Genomic DNA, 25,357 nt, shown 5'->3' with positions numbered 1-25,357 from the left:
ATCTTATTAAAATGAACTTGCATCATCAGCAAATTCAAATACGAAAGAAGGGAAGCCAGTATGGAGCAGAGGTGGAGATTCCCCCGCACCGCCATAACGGCGATGTCCATCGCGATCGGCATCATCCTCTGGTATTTGCTTTCCAGTGTCTCCGCAATTGGAAGCATCATTGCCGATCCGGTCACCATTGTAAAAGCGTTTATTGCCGAAACGCAGTCCGGCAGAATGTGGACCAACATCTGGGCGAGTATTATGCGCGTATTGGGCGGCTTCGGGCTTGGTTTATCCGTCGCGTTGCCGGTCGCTTTTCTGATGGGATGGTACCCGCTCGTCCGATCGTTGATTGAACCGTGGATTCAATTTTTCCGTACCATTCCTCCGATTGCGCTCATTCCGCTCGTGATCGTGACGCAAGGAATAGGCGAATCGGCCAAAATTTCAGTCATCTTCGTCGCGACGTTCCTGATTATGGTCATTTCGATTTTTCAGGGCGTACGCAATGTCGACCCCACCTTGATTAAAGCGGCAAGAGTGCTTGGTGCAAATGATAAAGACATTTTCTTCGAAGTCGTCGTTCCCGCTTCGTTTCCTTACATTCTGGTCGGCGTTCGGCTCGGACTGGCCAGCGCTTGGACGACATTGGTAGCCGCCGAATTGACCGGCGCATCCAAAGGGCTCGGCAACATGATCATGGAAGCCAGCTTGTATTTCCGCATGGAACTCGTCATTCTCGGGATTATTGTGATCGGAATCATCGGATTATTGATGGACAAAGGGGTTCTTTATTTGGAGAGGAGGCTGACGGGATGGCAGGAACTGCGCAAGGAATAGGAAACGGTTCGCATCGTCAAGCAGGGGCGGATCCGGTTGCGAAAGTCGAGATTGCCAATTTGTCCAAAATATACACCGGAAGCAGCGGGGACGTTGTTGCTTTGGAACAAACGAACTTGTCCATATTCCGCAACGAATTCGTTTGTGTCGTCGGACCAAGCGGCTGCGGCAAAACGACGCTGCTCAACATCATCGCCGGTTTGGAAAGCAAATCGGCCGGTTCGGTTGCCGTTGACGGCGAGGAAGTAAAGGGGCCGGGCAAGGATCGTGGCGTCATCTTCCAGCAATACGCCTTGTTCCCCTGGAAAACCGTACAGAAAAACGTCGAATTCGGCTTGAAGCTCAGAGGGCTTGGCAAACAGGAAAGACGGGAGAAGGCGAAAACCTACATCGAGCTCGTCGGACTGAAAGATTTTGCCCATGCCTATCCGAAGGAGCTGTCGGGGGGCATGAAGCAACGCGTAGCTATTGCCCGGGCGTATGCGGTACAGCCGGATGTGCTGCTGATGGACGAGCCTTTCGGAGCGCTGGACGCACAAACGCGCGCCCAACTGCAGGAAGAGCTGCTCAAAACGTGGGCGGCGGAGAAAAAAACGTGCTTCTTCATCACGCACGATGTCGAAGAAGCGGTGTTGCTCGCCCAGCGGGTCGTTATCATGAGTGCACGCCCCGGAAGGATCAAAGAAATCGTGCCTGTCGATATCCCTTACCCGCGCGATCAGGCGACCAAGCTGGACGAACGATTTATCCGCATCAAAAACGAAATATGGTCCAAGGTATACAAAGAATATTTGGAAATCGCCAAATAACTCCGCGCCCGCTTGGAGTCCCGCTTCCCTAGCAGCCCCGCACTTTTTGAATCAATGGCTCAAGGTTCAGATCCCGGAGCAGAGCGACAACCTCCTTCGTTCTTCTCCGGTCGAATTTTTTCAAAATAATGTTGATTTGCGACTTCAGCGTCGACATTTCGACTTGCCGGATCTGCGCAATTTCCGCCACCTTATGTTCCTTCAGCAGCAAATCGAGAATATCCATTTCCGTACGCGTCAACTGCGTCAAAAGAAGCATCGCCTGAAACAAGATTTCTTCGTTCCGGCGGATGCGGGTAAATTCGCCCTTCACCTTGCCGGCGATCGCCGGCCGGATTTGCGAGATGCCTTCATGAGCGCGGCGAATGCTGCGCACGATTTCCTCGTCGGAAGCCGTTTTCGTTATATAGTCGACCGCATCCGTCTCGAAAGCGCGAAATACCGTTTCATCATCCTCGTGAACCGTCAGGAAAATAATTTTTATTCCGGGATGCATACGGAACAAGGCAAGCGCCGTCATGATGCCGTCATGCTTGTAATCCATCTCGATGTCCATCAATACAACGTCGACCTCGTTTGCCTCCGCCATTTCCAGCGTCCGTTTGCCGCTGGAAGCTTGGCCGGCCAGCACCATATCCGGTTGCTTGACGATCAATTGACTATAATAATTCCGCAGCACATCCAAATCTTCGGCAACGAAGACGCGCACAGGTTTATTCATCCGAATCTCCTCCTTTTTCCACGTAATAGACGGGAAGCAGCATATGGAACTCGCTGCCGACCCCCAACTTGCTTTCTGCCTGAATGCGGCCGAAATGACCTTGTACGACCTGCCTGGCGTAGGACAGTCCTACCCCCCAGTTTCTCGTCGTGTTTTTGCTTGTAAAAAAGGGGTCGAAGATCGCTTCCAACTGGTCATGCGGGATACCCGAGCCGTTGTCGGCGACGTTGACGATGAGCCAATTCCTCTCCACGTGGGAAACGATCCGCAGCTCTCCAGGACGATCCTCCGGCATCGCCTCGAGCGCGTTGACGATCAAATTGTAAAGCGCTTCCGTTAAATGGGCTTCGTCCGCAAGAATCGTAATTTCTTCTTCCGGCAACGTGCATTGCAGCGTCACATGCCCGGGGATGATGCCGAGCCGGTTCAAGGATTTGCCGATAACGTGCTGGATGGATACCGTCCGCAGCTGGAGCTGCGACGTTTTAAACGAATTGTACAGCTGATCCAGCCTGTACAGCGTTTGATTGACAATTTCCGATACCTTGTCCAGCTGTTCCTTTCTCCGCCCTTCTTCCGATGAGGAGTCCTTCGGCTCCTGTACCTGCCGAATCAGGAGCTGGATCATGAGCAGCTGATTTTTAATCGCATGAGTAAACACTTTGGCGCCCATGTTGGCCGTCTTCAGCTTTCTGTCCAGCTGCAGATCGGCATTGCCAAGCTGCTTCTCGATTTTGGTATATTTCCAGATGGCAATAATCCCGGTCAAGGATGAGATACCGGTCAGCCCGATGCTCAAATACCATTCGAACAGCTTCAGCGGCGGATTGAAATTGGAAAAGTCGGAATATAGCACGTAATACGTACGAACATCGAAAACTTGCAACGGTCCCATAAACCCGAGGTAAAAATAAAACAGCACAAGCGAAAAAACGCCGAGCAGGATGGATTGAAGCTGTTTTTTGATCCAATGGACCGTCGTCCGTTTATACCGCATCAGCAGCAGGGCGATCGCCACCGCCGCCGATGCGATCAACCAGCCGCGGGTAAGCCAGCCGATCGTATAAGTGAATTCGCGGTCGAGCATGCCCAGTGCGCGTTTATACACAACCGGCTCATAGAAGAACACATTGCCAAGCGGAAAAATGGCGCTCAGCACATACCATTTCCACCCTTCTCTGAACGGCTTGTAATAATACAAGGAAATGGACAGCCCGAGCAGGCTGAAAATAAACAGGGAGCGGCCGATAGAAATCATCCGGCTCACTCCTCCGATCGACAGCGGAGAATGGAGCAGCCAGTTACGGATATCGTCGGTGAAGAACAGCACCTGATTGACTTTATAATAAAACCCGCCGTATTTGGCGAGGAATAAGACAAGCCCCGCCATGCTCAAAAACCAGCCCAGCAGCACAAGCGCCATCCAATAAGCGGAAGGATTGCGCGCTTTCATAATAAACAAGGTGATGGCCGCAGCCATCACGAATATCAACAGCACCGTCATCCGCTTCACCCGCATTCATGCAAGGAACGACAATAGGCGGAGAAACTCTTCTCCCGCCTATTGCCGTCGTTATGATCATATCGTTATATATTTTTGCAAGTCATCGGCCTGTTTATCCCAGCCTTCTTGGCGCAATCGCCCGACCCACGTATGCGGCTGCATGTAACGGAAAGGTCCGGTTCGGATTACTTCCTGCATCGGATCCACAATGTGACCGTGCTTTCTGGCATTATCCTGCAGCCAAGCCGAGAGGCGGTGATCCATCAGCTGCACGATATCCGGATGCTCGGCCGCCACGTTGGCCGTCTGATGCGGATCGTTTTCCATATCATACAGCACCACAGGGTCGAATTCGTAGAGGCCTTCGTGATACGTACGGATAAAGTACCAACGTCGATCGCATACCGCCCGCTGGCAAGCGAACAGGCCGTGTTCCAGCACGAGGTAATCTCTGCCTTGCCACGTTTGTCCGCGCAGCACCGGCAAAAAAGACTGGCCGTCCCACCCTTGCGGGATGTCGAGTCCGACCAACTCCGTCAACGTACCGATCAAATCGACGTTATAAACGAAATCGTCCACGATTTGGCCGGGCGACGTAACGCCGGGAATTTTGATGATCAGCGGCAAATGGTGCACCGACTCGGTCGCCATGCCATGCTCCATGTAAATACCTTGTTCGCCGAACGATTCGCCGTGGTCGGCGCTGACGATGATGCACACTTCCTCTTCGATTCCCAGCTCGCGGAACGTTTGCATGATCTGCCCGATATGATGGTCGGCATAACGGATGCCGCCGTCATATCCGTTGATTAAACGGACAAAATCGTCGCGATTGTTCAGCTCGTAGGGCATTTTCTGCGGAATTGGGATGTCCCGCGACCATTGCAGGAACGTTGCCGATCGCGGATGCGACATGCTTCTGTGCTGTGCGATCGTCGCCTCATCGGGGAATTCGCTGGTCGGCTGGCCTTGAAACTGATTCGCATATTCGTCGGGACACGTATAGAAGCCGTGCGGATCCCAAAATTGGATATGCAGAAAATAGTTGTCCTCTGTGCCATGCTGCTTTAGCCAAGGAATAACGTGCTCCGCCACTTCGTTCGCGTCTTCATTGCCGCATTTGAGCGTATGCGTATGGATCTCGTTCCATCCGGCAAAATACCACCACGCTTTATGACGGTCGCCAAAGCTCGAGAACGTGATTGCCTTGTAGCCCGCTTCGCGCAAGTAGCGAGTGAAGAACGGATACTCCCCGGAATGAGGATCGCCGTCAGGGTAGTACAATTCGCTGCCCGGTCCCCAATGGGTGAGCGCTCCATGATTGATCGCAAACCGCCCGGTCATGAAGCTGGCACGCGACGGCACGCAAGGCGAGGCGGCACAGTATTGACGGTTAAACCTTACCCCCTGGGAGGCGATATTGTCAATGTTCGGCGTCGTGTTGCGCGGATACCCGTAACAGCCCATATGATCCGGTCTCAACGAATCGATGTCGAAATAAATGATTCTCATTTGGCCTCCGCCTCTAGCTCCTTGACGATTTTAGGGAACAGCTCCGTGTCGATAAACTCGCTCGCGGGTACGGCTTTTGTCATCTTTTCATTCTTCACGAACAGCTCCACCAAATGGTCGTACCATTTGATGATCGTTCCGTCCTGGAACTGGGCCGCTTGTTTGGCGGAGTCGATCCATTCCATATTGGCAAGCTGACTGCGCAGCGAGTCTTCCGGAACTTGCGTATATTTGGCCACCAGCTTGACCGATTCGTCAAGGTTTTTGATGTGATAATCGTTCGCTTTCACCCATGCTTTGAAGAAACGTTCCACTACATCGCGCTTCTCCTCCAGAAATTTCGGCTGCACGACCCAGGCTCCCGGGAATACATAGTCGGGATAGAACGACTTGCTGCCTCCCACTTCCACGAAATTGTCTTTGCCGACCTGCTTTTCGATTTCATCTGTGTATGGCGACCAAATCGCGACAGCATCGACTTTATTGGCGACAAAAGCGGATACCGCCCCGGCCACGTCCATATTGACGACATTCACGTCGGACGGCGACAACCCGGCTTTCTCCAGGCCGAGATTCAAGATCATTTCCCCTGAGGTGCCTTTGGGCGTTCCGACTGTTTTTCCTTTCAAGTCCTTGAACGCTTTAATGCCGGATTTTTTCGTGGCAAGCACTCTGTCCCCGAATCCGAGACTGGTCAAAGCGATTATTTTCCCTTGTCCCTGAGCGGCGAGAAACGTTGCGCCGGGCCCAATAACCGCAATGTCGATGTCCCGTGCCGCCATCGCCTGAAACTCCGGCGGGCCGCTCAAAAATTTAACGGCGTTCACTTCCAGCCCGTATTCTTTGAAATATCCTTTCTCTTCCCCCAGAACGATCGGCGGTACGCCGTTCACGTCGGGCATGTAGGCGACATTGATTTTGGCGATTGGCGGCTTCGTCTTGTTATCCGCCGTTGTCGCGGGTGACGGCGAATTCGTTCCCGTGCTGTTCGCCGCTTCTCCGGACGGCTTGCCGCCGCACGCGGCAAGTGCCGCCGTCAGACACAAGACGAGAAAGCCTGCTGTAAATCGCAATCTGACTTTTGCTTTCATGCTCATATTCCCCCTGTATGCATCGATTTTTGGTAGAACCCGTTCTACACACCCCCATTGTAACGGGCATTCACTTTTTCATATAGTTTGGTTTTTTTTCAAACTTATTTCCCTGTCGGCGATGCATTACAGTGATAGCGTGAGAAGATACGGCCGCGCCGTCTTTAGTTGACGGCACCATTTCTTCGAAAAAATAGAAGATTACGTTTAAAGGTGACAAGAGAAATGGAGGAGTCCGCATTGAAAATGGAACTGTTGCAGCGAGGCTTGATCGTATCCTGTCAGGCGCAGCCCGACGAACCGATGTACGGTTCGCCGATTATGGCCAGATTGGCGCTGGCAGCCCAAACGGGCGGCGCCGTTGGCGTCAGAATCAATACTGAGGCAGATATTCGCGCGGTCAAACAAACGGTAACGGTACCTGTGATCGGCATTATCAAACAAGTGTATCCGAATTGCCCTTGCTATATTACGCCCACGCTCGCAGAAGTAGCCAAGGTCGTAGAAGCGGGAGCCGAAATCGTCGCAGTGGACGGCACGCAAGCCGCCAAACCGGACGGCAAAACGACCGAACAATTCATCTACGATAGCAAGAACCGGTTCAATATTTTGCTGATGGCCGATGTGTCTACCGTGGAAGAAGGGATCGCCGCTGCCCGTGCGGGTGCGGACCTGGTAGCCACGACCTTGTCCGGATATACCGAACAAACCCGCAATCGTTTAACGAATGTGCCCATCGAATTGCAGCAGCCCGACTTCGACCTGGTATCCGCGCTCGTGGATAAAATCGATATTCCCGTCATTGCGGAAGGACGGTTCTGGGATGGCGCCAACGCCGTCAAAGCCATGTCGCTGGGGGCGTACGCCGTCGTCATCGGAGCCGGAATTACACGACCGCAGATCATCACCGCCAAACATGTAAACGATATCAATCGTTTCCTGAAAAATGGAAAGGACCGCTGATTATGTTATCCATCGGCATCGATTTGGGCGGAACAAAAGCAATCGGCGGATTGGTCGACGCGGTTGGCACGATTGTGCGAACGGAAGAACGCGAAACGGATATTGCGAAGGGAAAAGATCATGTCCTTGGGGTAATTGCCGACATTGCGGCAAGCTTGCTGAATGGTTCCGCTGCTTCGGTCATCGGCATCGGCAGCGCGGGAAGAGTCAATTGCGACAACGGTACCGTTTATTTTGCCACACCGAACTTGCCCGACTGGACCGGGGTAAATGTGAAGCAATTCATGGAAAGCAAATTCGGGCTGCCCTCCGTCGTCGACAATGATGTCAACGTGGCGGGAATTGGCGAAATGTGGCTCGGGGCCGGCCGCTCTTATTCGTCATCCGTATGCCTGACGCTCGGAACCGGGCTCGCCGCAGCCGTATTCGTCAATGGCGAGTTGATTCGGGGCGCGCATTGGAGCACGGGAGAAATCGGCCACATGATTCTATACCCGCACGGCAAGCCGTGCAATTGCGGACAATGCGGGTGCTTCGAGCAATACTGCTCCGGCACGGCGCTGTGCCGCAGCTACAATGACCGGACCGGAAGCGATAGGCTCGTTTCCGGCAAACAGTTTTTCGATCGCCTGCATGCCGGCGATCCCGTTGCGGCGCAAGTGCTCGATAAATTCGTCGGCGACCTCGCGATCGGTCTTACCAGCTTGTGCAACGTCTACGATCCGGAGGCATTCATCATCGGCGGCGGTTTGATCGAAACGAGCGGGTTATGGTGGGACGCGTTGCGGGAAAACATCCGTCGCTATGCCAACCGGGCCGTGAACGAGCCCGTTCTCTTGAAGGCCGCATTCCAAAATCGGGCGGGCCTTCTCGGTGCAGCCAAACTGGGGATGGATTATCTGGCCCTTAAATAATCAATATTGCCAGACCCTCGACTGCGCCGGATCGGCCACGTTGGCTGTCGCGGCCAAGGCCGTGCCTCCTTCGCGTTCGATCTGCCGCTTCGTCTCCTCGGCGCGCAACGATTTTATCATGGGAATGTGCAATATCATCAGTTCCCGTCAACATGATAAATGAGTTGAACAACACCCGAGGAGAACGTTCTGGTATGAACCATTTTTAAATTCAACCTCTGTTTTATATCCACAAACAGCGGTTTCCCTTCTCCCAAAACAACAGGGTGAACAGATAATCTAAATTCATCGACAAGTCCTAAATTGATAAAAGTTGTAATAAGACTTGCTCCACCATATAACCAGATGTCTTTACCAGGTCTATTCTTTAATTTATTTACTTCTTCGAGAATAGAATCATTTATGAAGATTGCTTTATCATCAGTCCCCTTCTGCGACTTGGAAAACACATATTTCTTTTTACTATGAACCAATTCCCAAAATTCTTTTTCAGCATCCGTATGTTCGATTTCAGGAGTAAATTGTCCCCATAAATCATAGCTTTTTCTTCCATATAGAATGGTATCAATTTGATTTAAAAAATGATTAAACCCCATCTCGGAGTCCATAATGCACCAATCAACTTCACCATTTTTCCCTTCAATAAAACCATCTAAAGTAACCGCTAAATCCAATATTATTCTTCGTTTCATGATCTGATACTCCTTTCGTTGATCTACCAACCATTATGACCTTCAAATACGTCACCTTATGTCATATTAAGAAAAGAGAGGATATCTTTTTATGCTATAAGCATTTCTTCTACGTGGGTTCTTATCGATAATGGTTGAGTATTTCCGCTACATATCGCTGGAACTCTTCCACATATGAGAGGGGCGCTACGATTTTAAGCTCCGTTCCGAAGCCGGCTAAATGTCGAAAGCTGATTTGACTTTGCGGGATATGGATCGTTGCCGACAGCCACTCGGCACTATGAGGCTCGATGCACTTGCTGCCGTACCTTTCAATGAATTGATCTTTGATCGCAGGCGAGATCAGCGCCCTTACTTTAGTAAGTTTCGGCCATATTCCTTCTGCGAACCCCTGGTCCGCTGCGTCCGTTCTTGGAACAAATGACTTCTTGTCCAGTGCCAGATTGTCGCCAGGCAGTTCGCAAAGGTGGGACTATCCAAGTCACCGGGGTATACGGCGGACGCTAAAACGGATTCCCGCTCGGCGACATCATGCAACGCAACGTGAATATCCGTTCCGGACAAGCTCCGGTCATTCACTACATGCCGCATATGTACGAGCTGGTTGCGTCGGGCAAAGTAGACCCTGGAGATATTGTTACGCACGTCATTCCGCTTGGCGAGGCCAAGCACGACTATGAAATGTTTGATACGAAAACGGACAATTGCATCAAAGTAATCTTAAAGCCCTGAATATGGGTAAATACAGGGGAGGACAATCCGAATGAACTCCAATTACGCTTTGCATGAGATGCTGGAGGTTCATGAAATGGCCGCGTTCAAGACCGTTTGCATGACCAAATCCAAAACGATGCAAGCTCTGGTAACCGACCCGGAGCTCAGGCAAATTTTGCAGCAAGACGTGCAATTATCACAGCAGCAGCTTCAGGAGCTCGGCGGAGTGCTGTCTAAAGTGACCCTAACCTAAAGGAGATAGAAACATGAACACCCTATTGGAACACTTGACAGGTCTTCATACGCTGACCGACGACGTAATCGCAATGGATTTTTTGATGAAACAGCTCGACGAAGCTATCGACTCCCATGAAAAGATAACAAACTATATAGAACGCAAGTAACAAACGAACCTGCGACGCCAACCACCAAACGGGGTAATAAATAGTAACAAAAATTCGGTGGTGATGAAAATGAGTACCGCAAAAATCGAGCAACTAAATGTGTCCATGAGAGAAACAGCAGATAAACGACTTTACGAGAGGTACCTGGCGGTCCGCCTTCGCTTTGAAGGTCACTCGTTTGATGAGATCGGCCAATTACTCCATCGTACGCGCCAAACGATCAGTCTCTATTGGCAAGCGTATCAGGAACACGGTCTAGCGGGACTGGAAATGGATCATTCCCCCGGACAACCGACAAAACTAACGGACGAGCAACGCAGTCAGCTAGGTGCCATGCTGGAACAGCAAACCCCAGCCGATGTAGGTTTTGAAGCGCGCTACACCTGGACGCTTCCGCTGGTAGCCGAGTGGATCAAGATGACGTTTGGCGTTACCATGAGCGTGCGCGGCATCAGCGCGATGCTCAAACGGATGAGCTTCAGCTTTACCAAAGCGACCTATTCGCTGGCCAAAGCCGATGCGGATGCCCAAGCATTTTTCCGTAAACAAACCTTTACTCATCTCAAGAAACAGGTGGAAGCCGAAGAAATCGATCATCTGCTGTTTGAAGATGAATCGATGATCCGTTCCTATCAAGCACTGCAATACAATTGGTTCCCGCGCGGCAGGCAACGGAAAGTGCCGACCTACGGCAAGCATGAAGGAGCCAAGTTGTTTGGGGCGATCAACTACGAAACGGGACAAGTGCATCATCGGGAAGAGGAGAAAGCGGATGTAGCTGCCTTCGTTCGCTTCTTGGAAGATCTCCTCTCTGCGTACCCGTCTGGAAAAATAGCCTTGATTTTGGACAATAGTCGCATTCATCACGCCAAAGCTTTACAGCCGTTTCTCACAGAACATCCTCGTTTACAGTTGGTCTTTCTGCCGCCTTACAGCCCAAATCTTAATCCGGTGGAAGGCTTATGGTTATGGCTCAAAGCTGACGTAGTCAATAACGTCTTCTTTGAAAAATTCTATACGATCAAGCTTCATGTGAGCCAATTTATGAAGCAGGTTAATACGCATCCGATGCAAACCATCGATCGTCTGCTTGTTCGGTTATGATCTTATTTGCGGTCTATATACATGATGCAGCGGGGCCTATACCATCCGTACCATATTTCGGAGCAAATTCAGCTCGATCTGAAAAATATTCAGACCGCTATGAACATTCCGTCCTGACACCGTAGTTCATCCCGATAAAACGCGCAAAACCACTATGGTTCAGGCGCGTTTTTGATTTTAGCCGAAGACACCTCATGCGGCCTATGCTACCATCTGACTAAAGAAATTATTGAACGAAACAATACAATACAAAACCTTGAACTATTAATGAGAACTGCCATGAATAAGGGATACCAGCTTTTCATATCGCCCCACTATTTATACCCTCATGATTATGGCTGGCAATTTACAGGAAATGAACAAAAGATGCTATTAGGTCTTAGATTGTATCAAGTGGCAAATGCGTTTACTCCACCGTCATTTGGAGCTGATTTTGTTCATTCATTCATTCATTCAAACCTTATATTTTTGACAGAAGAACCGTCATTGCAACTCCCCACAAGGTTGCCAGCCCACAAACAAATGACTTGGAATATCAGTTGCGACAACATAAAAAAGAGAAGATAATTATTGCAGGGGTGCTTTCCAACGTTTGTGTAGAGTCCCATATGAGGCATCTGATCGAAACTGGTTTTGAAACAGCTGTTGTATACGATGCCACCGCAACAATTAGCGAAGAGGATTTTCAAGCTGCCGTTACCAATTATAAAGCATTTGCCAGTGCTGCCTGGACGACACAGGAGGCTATTTCAAAATTATAAATCTTTATCCCCAATGGTAATTCCCTGTTCAACTTGTCCAAACGGTCCCCAAGTGGTTGCTTTCACAAAACCTTCACATCACCAAATCGACAAGCTCGGCCAATCGGTTGCCGATGCATTCGTTGACGAAGGGGCTCGGATGGGTCGCATCGTCATACAGAAATTCGGGATCCAGCCCTCCCTGCCCCGCCAGATCGCGAAAATACGCCGCGAAATCGACGAACCCGATGCCGCTGCGGACAGCGAATTGCCGCGCAGCCCGCCAATAATCCTCATATCGGATCGTGGCCGACGGCTCATTTCCATAACAGATGCGCTTGTCGCCAAGGGTGGTGAACAGCAGAATATCCCCTCCGCCTCCGGCACCGTCCGCTTCGTTCAAATGCCGCTTCAGCATCCGAACCACTTGGCCAAGATGCTCCTGAAACGCTTCCGTTGGCGTTTGCCCGAGGTATTCGTTCACAATCGGCGCCTGGATCAGCGTCAATGTCGGCGTGAACGGCACGTACGCCAGCAGCTGCTCCAGATGCGGAGCCGACGCGTCATGATAGCTGGCGGTGCCGTCCCCGAGCCATTGCCCAACTGTATGCCCGCCCATCGAAAAGTTGCGGACCGCACACGCATCGAACACGATTCCGCGCAAACGAACGCTCCCCATCCGCACGCCATCCGAGGCATCGCCTATCGCCAAACACAACCGCCCTTGCTGCTTCTGCCCGTAGTCGATGCAATAAACGACTTCTTCGTCCGCATCCGGACGATACGTGTCGAGGACCACCCGGTCCTGCAAGACGCACGACCCTCCGCTGCGGTCCGGCACATGCATGCCCCTTTCCACCCTCGTCACCGTCGGATAGCCCGCCCGCTCGCGATACAAGCGGCCGGCGGCATTGCTCCCGCTCCCGTCCCGCCGCTGGAAGAACACCTCAAGTCTCCCTCCGGATATTCCGGCTATTACACCAATATAAACCTTGCGGGCATGTGCCTTCATGTCGATATGGCAAAGCGCTTGCCCGCGATTGTCCGGACCGATGACCCACACATCCCGGCCGAACTTGTTGTCCTGCACCAGATAGCCGAACGTGTCCGCGTCCGCAGCATCCGCACCGTACGGAGCGTAAAAGCCGGTCGCCGGCGGCCGACCGTTGATATCGACCGTCGTCCGATGATAGACGCCGCGCACCGTTTCGATCCCGTCGGCAAAATAACCGCATTCCCGGTTCGCAACATCGTCAGGATACCAATCGTATTTGGCGATGAGGTGCCGCCGCAATCTGGCGTAGAAGCCTTGATTGTACGGGGCCGGCATATGCGGCGTATACGGCGCGACACAGTCGTAGCCCGGCGACCCTTGCCCCCATCCGTGGCTGTCGCCGAGCAGCAATATTTCCAGATCCGCAGCATGATGCGACCGGCGCCGATTCGTCACCGCCGGGAAATGAGCCGCCGTCAGGTTGACGGCATAGTTCGATAGAAACTCCCGTTCATCCATTCGTTATCTCCTAAAAAATAAGTTTCGATTTGGCCAAAATGAGCGCTCCGTAAATGCCCTCTCTGTCGCCAAACGAGTTCTTCTCCACATTGAGAATGATGTTGGCGAAGCGGTTGGCGCGCATGCGGATCGTCCGTTTCATCTCGTCGAGCACAAGCGGCAGGCTCTCGAACAAATGCCCGCCCACATAAATATAACGGGGATTGAACAAATTGACGACATTGCTCAGCGCGATGCCGATCGCGTTGCCGGCTTCAATGCAATAATCGAGCGCGGTCTTGTCCTGCTTCTCGTACGCTTCCAACAAGTTGGCATAAGCGCCGCCCTTGTCCTCGTACCGCTCATCGATAATTTGGAACGGTCCGTACATTTCCAGGCAGCCGTAGTTGCCGCACATGCACCGCGGCCCCTTCTCGTCGACCGTAATGTGGCCGAGCAGCCCTCCAACATTGCTGGCCCCGCGGAGAATCTGGTCGTTAATCATCAAGCCGGCCACAATGCCTTTGCCAAAATGAACGACGATGAAATTGTCGACTTCCTTGGCTTTGCCCACGAGTTTCTCCGCGAGCGCCATCGTCCGCCCCCCTTCTTCGAGGAAAACCGGGCAGCCGAATGCCGCTTGCAGCTCGGCAACGATCGGCAGATCGTCCCACTTGTTCACGTTCGGGATGTTCAGAATGTGCGTCAGATCGGCATTGACAATGCCGGTCACGCCGATGCCGATGGCATCCAGGGAACCGGGCGTTACCTCGCGCTCCTGCAGAAAAGCGTGAATGCGCCGGACCAACGCCGCCAGCTTGTCGGGCTCATCCTTGTACTCGGCCATCGGCGTGTCCAAATAATGCAGCACGTTCAAATTGTTGTCGGATATGGCAAAGCGCACCCGGTAACCGCCAATATCGATGCCCAAATATTGAAACCGCTCCGGATTGGATTGCAGCAGCACTTCCTTGCGCCCGGGTCCGCTGCTGCTGCGCTCCCCTTTCGCCAGAATGTATTTCTGCTCGATCAGCTCTTTCGTAATGTTGGTCACGGCCGCTTGCGACAACCCGGTGCGTGCGGCCAACTCCTTGCGGGAGATCTCCTGGTGGAGATCAATCAATTTCAAGATGGATAATTGCGTTTCGGACAGCTGCATGGGGAGATCCTTTCGACATTTGATTAACTAAATAAATTATACTATTAAACTGCTGTTATTGCCAATTCAATCGCTAAAAAATTGCATATTTACATTTTCGCAAACCCGATTGTATAATTGATTAAGTAAGTGAATGAATAATTATAGGGTCAATTCCGTGCCATTGATTTTCCAAATGATGTAATGGCGGGGAATGGAAGAAAGGGGGGGGGAACGATGAGCGTTTCGTTCGGAATCGCCGGAACAGGATGGGTATCGGAGCAATACCTGAAATGGATCGCCCATCACCCGCAAGGCAAGATAGCCGGCATCTTCGGCGGCGATCCCGACAGAGCAAGAGCGAGGCTGCACGGTCTGCAGCTGGACGGGAAAGTATACGCTTCCTTCCGCGACATGGCGGACGACCCGGATGTCGATGCCATCGTACTCTGCTCCCGGCCGGACTCCCGGCATGAGCAGGCCATACTGGCGGCGGAGCTCGGCAAACATCTGATTATCGAGAAGCCTGTCGCAATGGACAGGGCGAATCTGGCGCGCATGGGCGAAACGATCGGCAAACAAGGGATCGTAACGACGGTCAGCTTCGTCCTGCGCTGGAATCCGTTGCTTGAAATCGCCAAGTCGTTGACCGGCAGCGGCGCCATCGGAGACGTCATCATGGCCGGCGTCGATTATTGGCATGCGATCCCGTCGGACAGCTGGAGCGCCTCCCGCCGCCAAGGGGGAAGCAGCTTGCTTTCGGCCGGCTGCCATGCGGTGGATGCTTTGCGGTATTTGGCCGGGGAAGTGGAGGAAGTGACGGCTTACAGCCACAGAGGCCCGCATTCCGGATACGAGTACGATCCGAACGTGCTGGCAGTCGCCAAGCTGCGAAACGGGGGCATGGGCAAAATTTCGTCGCTGCTGGAATGCGCCACGCCCTATAAGTTCAATATCCAACTGCACGGGACGAACGGCACGCTGCTGAACAACCGGCTGTTCTCGTCGATTTTTCCCGGCCAAACCGATTATGCGGAAATACCGACCGTGCTTCCCGACAGCGGCGAAGTCGCCCATCACCCGTTTCAAGCGGAAATCGACGAATTCATCCATGCCGTCATCCATCGCTCCGGGACGAGGTGCGATTTTGCCGACGCCGCCCGCTCGATGGAGGTATGCTACGCGATCGATGAATCGGCCGCAACCGGAAGAACGATCAGAATCATCGCCTAAACAGACAGCAGACAGACCTGCGCATGAAAGGAACGGATATGTTGAGAAACCAGACCCGGCTTCAGGAGTGGCGCTTTCAGGTAGACCAGAACGATCTTGGCGTACAGCGCGGCTGGCATCGCCCCGACTTTGACAAATCCGGCTGGATGACGGTACAGGCAGCCAAACCGTGGGACCTTTACGAGCCTGCTTTCTGGGGCTATGAAGGCATCGGCTGGTTCGCCGCCGTGCTGCCGGCGCACAGTGTCGATCCGCTGAGCTTGCAACGCATCGTCTTTCACAGCGTAAGCGGCCATTCGCAAATATGGGTGAACGGCAGCTATTTGGGGGAGCATTTTGGCGCCTACTTGCCTTTCGACTTTGCGCTCACCCCCTATCTGCAAGCGGACGGTGTCAATGAAATCGTCTTGCGCGTCGACAACCGCCATCAGGAGCATTGGCTGCCGGGCGGTCCGGTCGTGGAATGGATTCAATACGGCGGCCTTCTGCAGCCCGTCACGCTGGAAACCGTCCCCCGCACCTACATAAACGAGCGCCGCATTCGGACGCGAATCGGGGACGACCGCACCGCCGTCGTCCAGTGCGAGATCAAGGTGGCCCACACGGCCTCGGCACCGTTCCGCGGCATGCTCCGCATGGAAATCGCCGCCGGCGCGGGAACGATCGTTGCGGAAACGCCCCTCTCGTGCGGCGCGGCCGAAACGACCGCCGTCACCGTCTCGCTGACCGTCCCCGATCCCGTATTATGGGAGCTGGACAACCCGCATTTGTATACGATTGCAATGCAGCTGTTCGACAGCGAGTCGCCGATCGACAGCATCGAGCAAAAATGCGGCATCCGCACAATCGCCACGATCGGCAACCAAATCGTGCTCAATGGCAAGCCGATTGTCATCAAAGGCTTCAACCGGTACGATGAATATTTGCAGTACGGACCGTCTGCGCCGGCAAACGTCATCCGCGAGGATCTGATGAAGATCAAGCGGACGGGGGCCAATCTGATCCGGGTGCATTATCCCCAGGATCCGGTGCACCTCGAGCTGATGGACGAAATCGGCCTGCTGTTCATGGAGGAAATTCCGCTGAACTGGTGGCTGTCCGAAGGCCGCGACCGCCCCTATATCCCGGAAGTGGTCGATCGGGCGGAGATCGCGCTGGAAGAGATGATCCGTCGCGACGGCAACCATCCGTGCGTCATCGCCTGGAGCATGTGCAACGAATCCGGCACCAACTCGGAAGAAGGAATCGCCGCCATGCGCAGGCTGCTCGGCCGCGCCCGGCAGCTCGATCCGGACCGGCTGGTGACGTTCGTGACAACCGGTTCCCCGGGCCACCTCGCTTTTGAAGATGCCGATCTGGTCTGCGTCAATTTGTACTACGGCTTGTTCCATCAGAACGTGGCGCTCGACATTCCGTCGCTTGACGAGCTGGTGCGTGTGCCGACGGAGAAGCATTTGCGGGCAACCGCGGACGAATATGCCGGCAAACCCGTCGTGATGACGGAATTCGGAACGCATGGCATCCTGGGGCTGCAAAGCGAGGACCGGTTTTCGGAGACGTACCAGGCGGCCTATCTGGAGAAAGTATGGCAGGCGATCCTCGACGCCGGCATTCAGGGAGGAGTCGTCTGGAGCTGGGCGGATTACTACCATCGCCGGGATTTTGTCGGCACGAGCGATACGATGTGGAAGTCGCCCTACGGTCCTTACGGCGTCGTGACGATCGACCGCAAGGAGAAAGCGGCCTACCGCACCATCAAACGGCTGTTCGACGCCGCTACCGTTTGAACGCTGCCTCATTTTTGAAAGAGAAAGGAGACGGGGCCCGTGAAATTGTATGACGCCAACACCATGATCGGGGCTTATGTCAGGGAACAGGTGTCGATCCGCGACGAAGCGGAATGCATCCGCATCTCGACCCCATTCGGCATCGAAAAGACGGTCGCCTACCATGCCGACGCCCGCTCGCTGCATCCAGCAGCCGGCAATGCCAAATTGGCCGCTCTATGCCGGAACGAGCCGTCTATTGTCCCCTGTTTCGTCGTATCGCCGCACTATAAGTACGAGCAGGGCTGGGCGTACCTGGAACAGGAATTGACCGCCCATCGCGTTCGCTTCGTGCGGATGTTTCCCCGCGAACACGGCTATACGCTCGGCTCCGCCCACGTGACGGAGATGCTGGCCATCGCCCAGCGGCTCGGCTTGACGGTCATGCTGTCCTACGGCGAAATCTACCAGGAAGGCGATATCATCGGGGAAAACCCATTGTTCGAGCAGCTGTGCCGGCAATACCGGGACGTCGCTTTCGTGCTGACCGAAGCCCCGCACCGCCGGAATATGATGTGGTACAGCTTCCTGGAGCAGCATCCGAACGTCTACGTGGAAATGTCCGTCAACGACAACTGGCTGACCTACGAGCGCACCGTCGCGCTGTTCGGCTCCGAGCGGCTGCTGTGGGGAAGCAACCGGCCGTTCAATTCGCCCGGCCCTTCCGTGACGATGCTGGCTTACGCCGAACTGCCGGAGACGGACAAGGCAAACATCGCTTACAAAAACCTGGAGCGTCTGATGGAGAGGTGAACCGAATGACAACCGTTGCGGAGCTTGCCCGAAGCGGACTGCCGCTGCACGACATAACCTTGATCGACATGCATTGCCATCTCGGCGCCTACCCCAATCTTTACCTGGCCTATGCCGATGAAGACGAACAACTCGTTCATTATACCCGCACGATGGCGCGCGTGGGAGTCGATTACTCCGTCATCTCGATGCTGAGAGGGCTTGCGAGCGCCGACCTGCAGGCCAATCTCGATCTGGGCGCCTACATGCTGCAGGACCCGAAGCTGCTCGGATGGATCACGTATATCCCTTACTTGCCCGAAGCGAGTCTGGACGCGGCGGCCCGCTGCCTGGCGCTGACGAAACAGTTTATCGGCTTCAAGGTTCATCCGGAAATCAACCGGTATCCGATCTCCGGGCCCGGCTACGCCCCGATGTGGGAATACGCCGACCAAGCCGGGCTGATCGTGCTTTCGCACGCCTGGGGCGCCCATTCGGAGCCTTCCATGTTCCGCGACTTGGCCGCCCGCTACCCGAATGCCAGAATCCTGCTCGGCCATTGCGGCGGCAGGGAGCCCGAATTATCGATTGCCATCGAACTGGCCAACCGGTTCGACAACGTTTACCTCGACTTGAACGGCGCGTTCATTTATTCCCGCACGACGGCCGAACGCTTCGTCCGCGAGGCGGATACGAGCAAGCTGCTCTTCTCCAGCGATACCATTTACAACAATATCTGCTGGGAGATCGGCAACGTGGCGTTCGCCGCTATACCCGAATCGATCAAGCTGGACATCCTGGGGCGCAATGCCAAGCGGCTGCTTGCGCTTGCCTAGACGAACCAAACGTACGACAACAATTATGAGGGGGTCGTTGTTTCGATGAATAGCAAAAAGTGGTCCGCGCTCGCCCTGATCTGCCTGCTTCTCACTGTCGTCCTCGCCGCCTGCAGCGGCGGCAATGCCGGGAAATCGGGCACCGCGTCCGGAAGCCCAAGCCCTGGCGCCAGCACCGGCAGTACCGCCAAGCCAGGCGAAAAAGTGACGCTCACCTTCTGGAAAGCTCCCCATTTTGCCAACGAAAAAGATGTCTGGGCCACGATCATCCAGAAGTTCGAAGCCGCCAACCCGAACATTCATGTCGAATTTCTGGAGACGCCGTGGGACAGCTGGGATCAGAAGTATACGGCAGCCTTCGCGGGCGGCAGTCCGCCGGACGTCTCCTACATGCCGGAGTATTTCGTCAAATTCGCAAAGAGCGGGCAGCTTGCCGATCTTGCCTCTTACTTTACGAGTGCGGAGCAAGCCAAATATTCCAAAAGCGTCATCGACTACATGCGCATCAACGGCAAAATATACACCATGCCTTTCGTAGCGGCCAGCTCGATCATCCTGTACAATAAAGATTTGTTCAAGGAAGCGAACGTACAGCCGCCGCAAACGTGGCAGGAAATGATCGACGTCTCCCAGAAGCTGACCAAGGACGGCCGCTACGCCATCGGCGGCATCTCCGAGCAGAACGTGATCGCCTGGATGGGCCAGGCCGGCGCTTATCTGTACGCCGATCAGAACAAGGACATTACGAAGCTCGGCTTCAACACCCCGGAAGGGCAGAAAGGGCTGCAGTACTTGACCGATCTGGTGGTCAAATACAAAGTGGCGCCCAAGCCGACCGTATTCCCGAACGACGATCAGCTCGGCCAGGCGTTCTATAAGGACAACAAAATCGCCATGATTATGGCGCAGGCGGGCTTCATCTCGACCGTGCGGACGAACGCCCCCAACTTCCCGCTCGGCGCGTTTCTCAATCCGGCGGGCCCGGCAACCGATCCGGCCAAACAACGGGAAGCGTACGGCGGACTCGGCATGCTGGCGATCGCCGAAAAATCGAAGCACAAGGACGAAGCCTGGAAATTCATCTCGTTCGTTACTTCCAAAGAGAACGCGAAGCTGTATCTGGAGAAAGCCAACTTCCTCTCCCCGCTGCCGGAAGCGAACGACAGCATGTACGTGGGGGACGAAGTGATGGACGTCGTCAAAAAATCGATCCAAACCTTGCAGTTGTACCCGCCGAACGACCGGTTCAGCAAAGCGTTCGACATCGTGCGCAACATGCGCGATGCCGCGCTGCTGGAGGCGAAGTCGCCGGCGCAAGCGCTGAAGGACGCCGTAAACGAATACGCCAATTAAACCAACCCGTTGGAACGCGGGAAAATAAGACCGGGCGAGCGGGGCTGCCATAACAGCCTCGCTTGCCGCCCGAGCGAAAGGAGGGTCATGTCGACGGTGCATGCAAAATGGAAACAGACGCTCATTTCGTATACGTTCGTATTGCCTTATTTGCTGCTGGCCGGCGTCTTTTCCATCCTTCCCATCCTGTTCATCGTCATTCTCAGCTTTACGCAAGGCAGTTTGCTGAATCTGGACGCCATGGAATGGGTCGGATGGGCCAATTTTGCCAAAGTGTTGTCCAATGCCCGGCTGTATCTCGGGGGATTTCTGAACACGCTGTTCTATATCGTCGTCATCATTCCGTGCGGCCAGGCGATTGCCCTCGCGCTCGCCTTGCTGATCCGCCGCAAGAGCCGTGCCGCTGCGGTGTACGAGACGGTCTTTTTTATGCCGCTCATCATCTCGATGGTTGCCGGCGGCATTATATTCGCCTATGTCCTCTCCCAGGCCGGGCCGCTCAACTACGTGCTCACTTCGCTCGGCATGCCGGCAGTGGACTGGTTCGGCAGCCCGCTCATGGCCAAGCTTGCCGTATGCATGCTGGAAATCTGGAAAGGCGCCACGTTCTACACGTTCATCTATGTAGCGGCGCTGCGCAACATCCCGGGCGAATACGGCGACGCGGCCCAAATCGACGGATGTACGCCGTGGCAGGAGTTGACTCGCATCACCTTGCCGCTGATCAAAAACGCGATTCTGCTCAATGTCGTCATGACGTCGATTTTTATCGGCCAAATTTTTGATTCCATCTTCATTCTGACCAACGGCGGCCCTGTACGGGGGAGCGAAAGCGTCGTGTTCTTCATCTACCGGGTGACGCTGCTGGACGACCGGATCGGCACCGGCGCCGCCATGTCGATGATCTTCCTCGCGTTCATGCTGGCGATCGCCTTGGTGCAAATGAGGGTGTTGAAATCGGATACGGAATATTGAACCCGCGGGAGAAAGGAGGAGACAGGCGTTGAAAACGAGTCGGACGCGGACCGTCGTCAAACATGTCTTGTTGGCGGCGACAGCCTTGGGCATCGTATTGCCCGTCTGGCTGTTGCTCGTTTCGTCGTTTCGCCAGACGACGAATCTGCTCGCTTATCCGCCCAAGTTTTGGCCGGACGACGGCAGTTGGGCGAACTATCTCGCCTTGTTCGAAGGGTCGTCCCGCTTCGGCCGATGGTTCGCGAACAGCGTGATCGTTTGCGGGGTAGGCGCTGTTTTTATGCTGCTGGTCAGTTCCATGTCGGGTTATGCGTTCGCCAAACGGGAATTTGCCGGCAAACGCCCGATGATCGCCGTCATGCTGGCCACAACGATGATCCCGGGCATCGTGACGATCATCCCGAGCTTCCTCATCGTCGATCGGCTCGGCTGGACCAACTCGTATTGGGGCTTGATCGTGCCGACGATTCCCAGCGCGTTCGGGGTATTCCTGATGATGCAATTCATCCGCGTCCTCCCGGGCGAGCTGCTGGAATCGGCCAAGCTGGACGGCTGCGGCGAATACGGCCTGTTCTTTCGCATCGTGCTGCCGGTGATCCAGTCTTCGCTCGCCGTGCTGACGATTTTCTATTTTATCCTGAACTGGGGCAATTTGTTGTGGCCGCTCATTATTACGACCGAGGAGAAAATGAAAACGCTGCCCGTCGGCATCGCCGGCATGCGGTCGTTCGGACAAGTCACTTCCGGCGAAATGATGGCGGCTACCTTCCTCTCGTTCATTCCCCTGTTCGTCGTTTTCCTGTTCGCCAGGGAACGGTTTATCGAAGGCGTAACGGCAGGTGCGGTGAAAGGATAAATCAGTTTCTATCGGCGCCCGCGAAGGCGCCGATTTTTTTTTGACAATTGACAGTGCCCGGCTAGTCTTGGTATGTTGTATACAACATAAAACATGAAAGGAGATGACCCGATGGCCCCTGCGGATCAACCGTCCGCGCAGCGGCTGCCGAAGCTGCAGGTCGCGAATATTTGGGACCAGGCATATCAGCTGCTGAAGGAGCGGATTCTGGCGCGCCAGTTCGGGGCCAATGAGAAGCTGCTCATTCCCGAGCTGGCCGAGCAGCTCGGCATCAGCCGCACGCCGATCCGCGACGCGCTCATCCGGCTCGAGATGGAAGGGCTCGTGCGCACCGTGTCGAAGGTTGGCACGTTCGTCAATCCGGTACAGGAAGACAACGTGATCGACATCATGGCATGCCGCGACATGATCGACAGCTGGACGATCGACCGGCTGGCGCTGCTGCCGCAGGACCGGCTGCGGTCGGTGTTGGCGGAAGCCGCCGCTATCGTAGAGATCGCCGAGCAAGCGATACTCCGCGCCGATGACGACAACAAGGGGCAGGCGAATTTCGATCTCGACTTTCATCTCGCTTTCGTCGGGGCGGCCGGCAACCGCAAGAACGTCGAAATGTACCGCAATCTGATGCATTACCGTTTCCTGAATTTCGGCGGCGCGTTAGTCACCCGCGAGATGATGGCCCGCGCGGTCGAACAGCACCGTGCCATCCTGGACAGCATGCTGACCGGCGACAGCGAAGCTACCAAACGCGTGCTGCGCGAGCACCTGGATTACTCCAGCCGCAACATCCGGCTGGCGATCGAGCAGAACGGCGGCGAGATTTAAGCCGTCGCAAGCCAATCTTATTTTGCCAACAAATGATGGAGGTTATGACCGATGTCGTCGCATTATCAACCGAACCGGGCTGCCGCAGCCGCCATTCCGTCGGTCCGCTCGACGGACACCTGGATTCCGCCGCGCTGGGCGCTGCTGGAGCACCATCTGATGCAAACGCTGAACAAGGCGGCGGAAGAATTCGCCGAACGTTATATCCGGCCCGACGGCACGCTGACGTGGCGGAAGGACTGGCCCGGCATGGACGGCTCCGACGATCCGTACGAAGGCTTCATGTACTTGTCGCTGCTGTACGTGCTCGGCGGCAGCGAAAAGGCGCACCAGCTCGGAAGGCTGGCGTGGGAAGGAATCACCTGGCAATGGACGCAATACGGGCAAATTTACCGCGATTTCGACGCTTACTACGATTGGATGCACCATGGCGAAGGGTACTTGTACTTCTACTTCCTCGGGCTGACCGATCCGCTCGTGCTGAAGGACCGGCAGCGGGCCCAACGTTTTGCCGCCATGTACACGGGCGACGATGCCGAAGCCGACAACTACGACAAGGAACGCAAGCTGATTCGTTCGCCGATCACCGGCAGCCGCGGCCCGCGCCACGTGCTGACCGAAGAGGACTGGTGCACGCACCGCGGCATTCTCGACAATTATTTGGCCCCGTACGAAGATATTCCGGGCGTCGACTTCGCGTCGGGCAAGTGCCAATGGTCGAACGACGAAATTTACGGCCATATTGTGCGGCTGATGAACGAACGGATGACGCGCGGCGACGTGCCGCTCAACCTGAACGCGACCGGGCTGATTACGCACGCGTTCCTGTACTCGGGCGAGGAATCGCTGCGTCAATGGGTGCTGGGCTACATCGACGCCTGGAGCGAACGCGCGGAGCGCAATGGCGGCATCATGCCGGACAACGTCGGCCTGAACGGCGAGATCGGCCAGTTCAACGACGGCAAATGGTGGGGCGGCTACTACGGCTGGCGTTGGCCGCACGGCTTCATGACGATCATCGAGCCGCTCGTCAACGCCTCGATGAACGCGGTGCTGCTGACCGGCGACCGCGACCGGCTGCGTCTGGCGCGCGAGCAGATCGACCGCAACTGGGCGCTCGGCCGCGAGGAGAACGGCAAGTGGGTGACGCCGCACAAGCATTTCGATACGGGCTGGGCAGCTTACAAGGTGCCGAACCCGGTATATCCGGTGTACCTGTGGACAGTGTCGATGGCCGAAGAAGACGCGCAGCGGCTGGAGCGGATCGCGATCCAGGACTACCACCTGTACGTCGACGTGCCCAACTATTCCGGCGGCAACCCGCGGACGGGCAAAGAAACGAAGCACTACATCGCCAACACGGTGCCTTGGTTCCAATACATGCGCGGCCAGCGGCCGGATTATCCGGAGCGGATTCTCGAAGCGAACTGCCAGCTCGTTTCGCTTCAGCTGGAGAAGCTGCGCTCTCCCGAGGGAGACCCGGCCGGCTGGACGGAGGACGGCTTCAGCGAAGGCGCGCTGTCAAGCATTCACAAGTGGCAGGAGATGTGCCCGGTTTATTTTGAAGGGTTGCTGCAGCTGATGCTGGGCGCGCCGATGCACATTTCGCATGGCGGCTTGCAGCACGGGCGCGTGCGCTATTTCGACGCGCAGGGGCAGCGGCCGGGCTTGCCGGAATCGGTCGCCGCGCTGGTATCGGAGCTGGCGGACGATTCGGTGACGCTGAGCCTGGTCAACCTCGACCTGTTCGCGGAGAAAGAAGTCATCATCCAGGCCGGCACGTTCGGCGAGCACCGATTCGAGACGGCGTACGTGCTGGCTTCGGAGCAAGGCACGACGGCGGGCGCGGCGGCGGGCAACAGTGGACCGAGCGCGGACGCGGCTGTACAGGCGGAAATCGCCGTCGGCGGCAAATGGTTTGCCGTGCAGCTCGCCCCGGGCGCGGGCATTCAGCTGCGGATCGCGATGCAGCGGTACGTGAACCAGCCGACGTATGCGACGCCGTGGGCCGATCCGGCCGATGACGCGGCGCTGATCAGCGGCCGGGAAGTGTAATGAAAAAAATAAAAGCCAACGGCGGTCTCCCCAGGGA

The 25,357-nt window shown here is 55.0% G+C and carries 24 protein-coding genes and 1 pseudogene; 17 read left to right on the top strand and 8 right to left on the bottom strand.

Going from position 1 to position 25,357, the window contains the following annotated elements; translation table 11 throughout:
* Positions 1-60 precede the first annotated feature (60 nt).
* Together EXY20_RS34665 and EXY20_RS34660 are read left to right on the top strand one after the other, a co-directional pair.
* Positions 61-831 (top strand): ABC transporter permease, encoded by a 771-nt coding sequence (locus EXY20_RS34665; RefSeq protein WP_135557012.1) that lies wholly within the window; start codon positions 61-63, stop codon positions 829-831.
* On the top strand, positions 807-1,640 hold the full coding sequence (locus tag EXY20_RS34660; RefSeq protein ID WP_135557011.1) for an ABC transporter ATP-binding protein: 834 nt from the start codon (positions 807-809) through the stop codon (positions 1,638-1,640). The genes EXY20_RS34665 and EXY20_RS34660 overlap by 25 nt, the downstream gene beginning before the upstream one ends.
* Before the next feature lie 28 nt (positions 1,641-1,668).
* Here the strand turns inward: EXY20_RS34660 and EXY20_RS34655 are convergent, their stop codons facing one another.
* From EXY20_RS34655 to EXY20_RS34640, 4 genes are all read right to left on the bottom strand, one after another.
* Entirely contained in the window at positions 1,669-2,361 is a 693-nt protein-coding gene (locus EXY20_RS34655; protein ID WP_135557010.1) for a response regulator transcription factor, read from the bottom strand.
* Entirely contained in the window at positions 2,354-3,865 is a 1,512-nt protein-coding gene (locus tag EXY20_RS34650; RefSeq protein ID WP_167859730.1) for an ATP-binding protein, read from the bottom strand. Before EXY20_RS34650 ends, EXY20_RS34655 begins: the two co-directional genes overlap by 8 nt.
* Positions 3,866-3,940: 75 nt before the next feature.
* The gene (locus EXY20_RS34645; RefSeq protein ID WP_135557008.1) at positions 3,941-5,377 is read right to left on the bottom strand and encodes a sulfatase family protein; all 1,437 of its coding nucleotides are present in this window, start codon (positions 5,375-5,377) and stop codon (positions 3,941-3,943) included.
* Positions 5,374-6,468: an aliphatic sulfonate ABC transporter substrate-binding protein gene (locus EXY20_RS34640; protein ID WP_167859729.1), complete on the bottom strand. Its 1,095-nt coding sequence runs from the start codon at positions 6,466-6,468 to the stop codon at positions 5,374-5,376. The genes EXY20_RS34645 and EXY20_RS34640 overlap by 4 nt, the downstream gene beginning before the upstream one ends.
* Before the next feature lie 246 nt (positions 6,469-6,714).
* On the opposite strand from EXY20_RS34640, the gene EXY20_RS34635 reads away from it, so the two are divergent.
* Together EXY20_RS34635 and EXY20_RS34630 are read left to right on the top strand one after the other, a co-directional pair.
* Positions 6,715-7,431, top strand: a complete 717-nt coding sequence (locus EXY20_RS34635) for an N-acetylmannosamine-6-phosphate 2-epimerase (RefSeq protein WP_135557020.1) — start codon at positions 6,715-6,717, stop codon at positions 7,429-7,431.
* 2 nt (positions 7,432-7,433) lie between these two features.
* On the top strand, positions 7,434-8,345 hold the full coding sequence (locus tag EXY20_RS34630) for an ROK family protein (RefSeq protein WP_135557006.1): 912 nt from the start codon (positions 7,434-7,436) through the stop codon (positions 8,343-8,345).
* 137 nt (positions 8,346-8,482) lie between these two features.
* Here EXY20_RS34630 and EXY20_RS34625 read toward each other — a convergent pair whose 3' ends face one another.
* The gene (locus EXY20_RS34625) at positions 8,483-9,037 is read right to left on the bottom strand and encodes a dihydrofolate reductase family protein (RefSeq protein ID WP_135557005.1); all 555 of its coding nucleotides are present in this window, start codon (positions 9,035-9,037) and stop codon (positions 8,483-8,485) included.
* 121 nt (positions 9,038-9,158) lie between these two features.
* On the bottom strand, positions 9,159-9,413 hold the full coding sequence (locus tag EXY20_RS40765) for a WCX domain-containing protein (protein ID WP_456238575.1): 255 nt from the start codon (positions 9,411-9,413) through the stop codon (positions 9,159-9,161).
* Between the two features lie 74 nt (positions 9,414-9,487).
* On the opposite strand from EXY20_RS40765, the pseudogene EXY20_RS34615 reads away from it, so the two are divergent.
* The 4 genes and pseudogenes from EXY20_RS34615 to EXY20_RS40170 all read left to right on the top strand — a co-directional run.
* A pseudogene (locus EXY20_RS34615) lies at positions 9,488-9,769 on the top strand (glutathione-dependent formaldehyde dehydrogenase); the annotation flags it as partial.
* 31 nt (positions 9,770-9,800) lie between these two features.
* Positions 9,801-10,004, top strand: a complete 204-nt coding sequence (locus EXY20_RS34610; RefSeq protein WP_120749738.1) for a hypothetical protein — start codon at positions 9,801-9,803, stop codon at positions 10,002-10,004.
* A 211-nt stretch (positions 10,005-10,215) separates the two neighbouring features.
* Entirely contained in the window at positions 10,216-11,259 is a 1,044-nt protein-coding gene (locus tag EXY20_RS34600) for an IS630 family transposase (RefSeq protein ID WP_407944952.1), read from the top strand.
* Positions 11,260-11,786: 527 nt separating this feature from the next.
* The gene (locus tag EXY20_RS40170; RefSeq protein WP_235886339.1) at positions 11,787-12,020 is read left to right on the top strand and encodes a cysteine hydrolase family protein; all 234 of its coding nucleotides are present in this window, start codon (positions 11,787-11,789) and stop codon (positions 12,018-12,020) included.
* 73 nt (positions 12,021-12,093) lie between these two features.
* Here EXY20_RS40170 and EXY20_RS34585 read toward each other — a convergent pair whose 3' ends face one another.
* Positions 12,094-13,512: an SGNH/GDSL hydrolase family protein gene (locus EXY20_RS34585; RefSeq protein ID WP_135557003.1), complete on the bottom strand. Its 1,419-nt coding sequence runs from the start codon at positions 13,510-13,512 to the stop codon at positions 12,094-12,096.
* Between the two features lie 10 nt (positions 13,513-13,522).
* Entirely contained in the window at positions 13,523-14,650 is a 1,128-nt protein-coding gene (locus EXY20_RS34580; RefSeq protein WP_135557002.1) for an ROK family transcriptional regulator, read from the bottom strand.
* A gap of 216 nt (positions 14,651-14,866) precedes the next feature.
* On the opposite strand from EXY20_RS34580, the gene EXY20_RS34575 reads away from it, so the two are divergent.
* The 9 genes from EXY20_RS34575 (at position 14,867) to EXY20_RS34535 (ending at position 25,320) form a co-directional block, all read left to right on the top strand.
* Complete coding sequence (locus EXY20_RS34575) at positions 14,867-15,862, top strand: Gfo/Idh/MocA family protein (RefSeq protein WP_135557001.1); 996 nt, start codon at positions 14,867-14,869, stop codon at positions 15,860-15,862.
* A gap of 41 nt (positions 15,863-15,903) precedes the next feature.
* Entirely contained in the window at positions 15,904-17,649 is a 1,746-nt protein-coding gene (locus tag EXY20_RS34570) for a glycoside hydrolase family 2 protein (RefSeq protein ID WP_167859728.1), read from the top strand.
* A 39-nt stretch (positions 17,650-17,688) separates the two neighbouring features.
* Entirely contained in the window at positions 17,689-18,441 is a 753-nt protein-coding gene (locus EXY20_RS34565) for an amidohydrolase family protein (protein WP_135556999.1), read from the top strand.
* Positions 18,442-18,446: 5 nt separating this feature from the next.
* A complete protein-coding gene (locus tag EXY20_RS34560; RefSeq protein WP_135556998.1) occupies positions 18,447-19,256 on the top strand; it encodes an amidohydrolase family protein in 810 nt (269 codons plus the stop codon).
* Positions 19,257-19,301: 45 nt separating this feature from the next.
* Positions 19,302-20,609 carry an ABC transporter substrate-binding protein gene (locus EXY20_RS34555; protein WP_135556997.1) on the top strand — a complete coding sequence of 436 codons (1,308 nt, stop codon included), beginning with the start codon at positions 19,302-19,304 and terminating at the stop codon, positions 20,607-20,609.
* Between the two features lie 96 nt (positions 20,610-20,705).
* Positions 20,706-21,584: a carbohydrate ABC transporter permease gene (locus EXY20_RS34550; protein ID WP_167859727.1), complete on the top strand. Its 879-nt coding sequence runs from the start codon at positions 20,706-20,708 to the stop codon at positions 21,582-21,584.
* A 28-nt stretch (positions 21,585-21,612) separates the two neighbouring features.
* Positions 21,613-22,440, top strand: coding sequence for a carbohydrate ABC transporter permease (locus EXY20_RS34545; RefSeq protein ID WP_135556995.1), 828 nt, complete (start codon positions 21,613-21,615; stop codon positions 22,438-22,440).
* Positions 22,441-22,551: 111 nt separating this feature from the next.
* Positions 22,552-23,265: a GntR family transcriptional regulator gene (locus EXY20_RS34540; protein ID WP_167859726.1), complete on the top strand. Its 714-nt coding sequence runs from the start codon at positions 22,552-22,554 to the stop codon at positions 23,263-23,265.
* Positions 23,266-23,316: 51 nt separating this feature from the next.
* A complete protein-coding gene (locus tag EXY20_RS34535) occupies positions 23,317-25,320 on the top strand; it encodes a hypothetical protein (protein ID WP_135556993.1) in 2,004 nt (667 codons plus the stop codon).
* Positions 25,321-25,357 lie beyond the last annotated feature (37 nt).

The organism is Paenibacillus cymbidii, from assembly GCF_004764705.1.
GTDB lineage: Bacteria > Bacillota > Bacilli > Paenibacillales > NBRC-103111 > Paenibacillus_AN > Paenibacillus_AN cymbidii.
The sequence above is the reverse complement of the archived record's forward strand: the minus strand, read 5'-3'. Positions and strand labels throughout refer to the sequence as shown.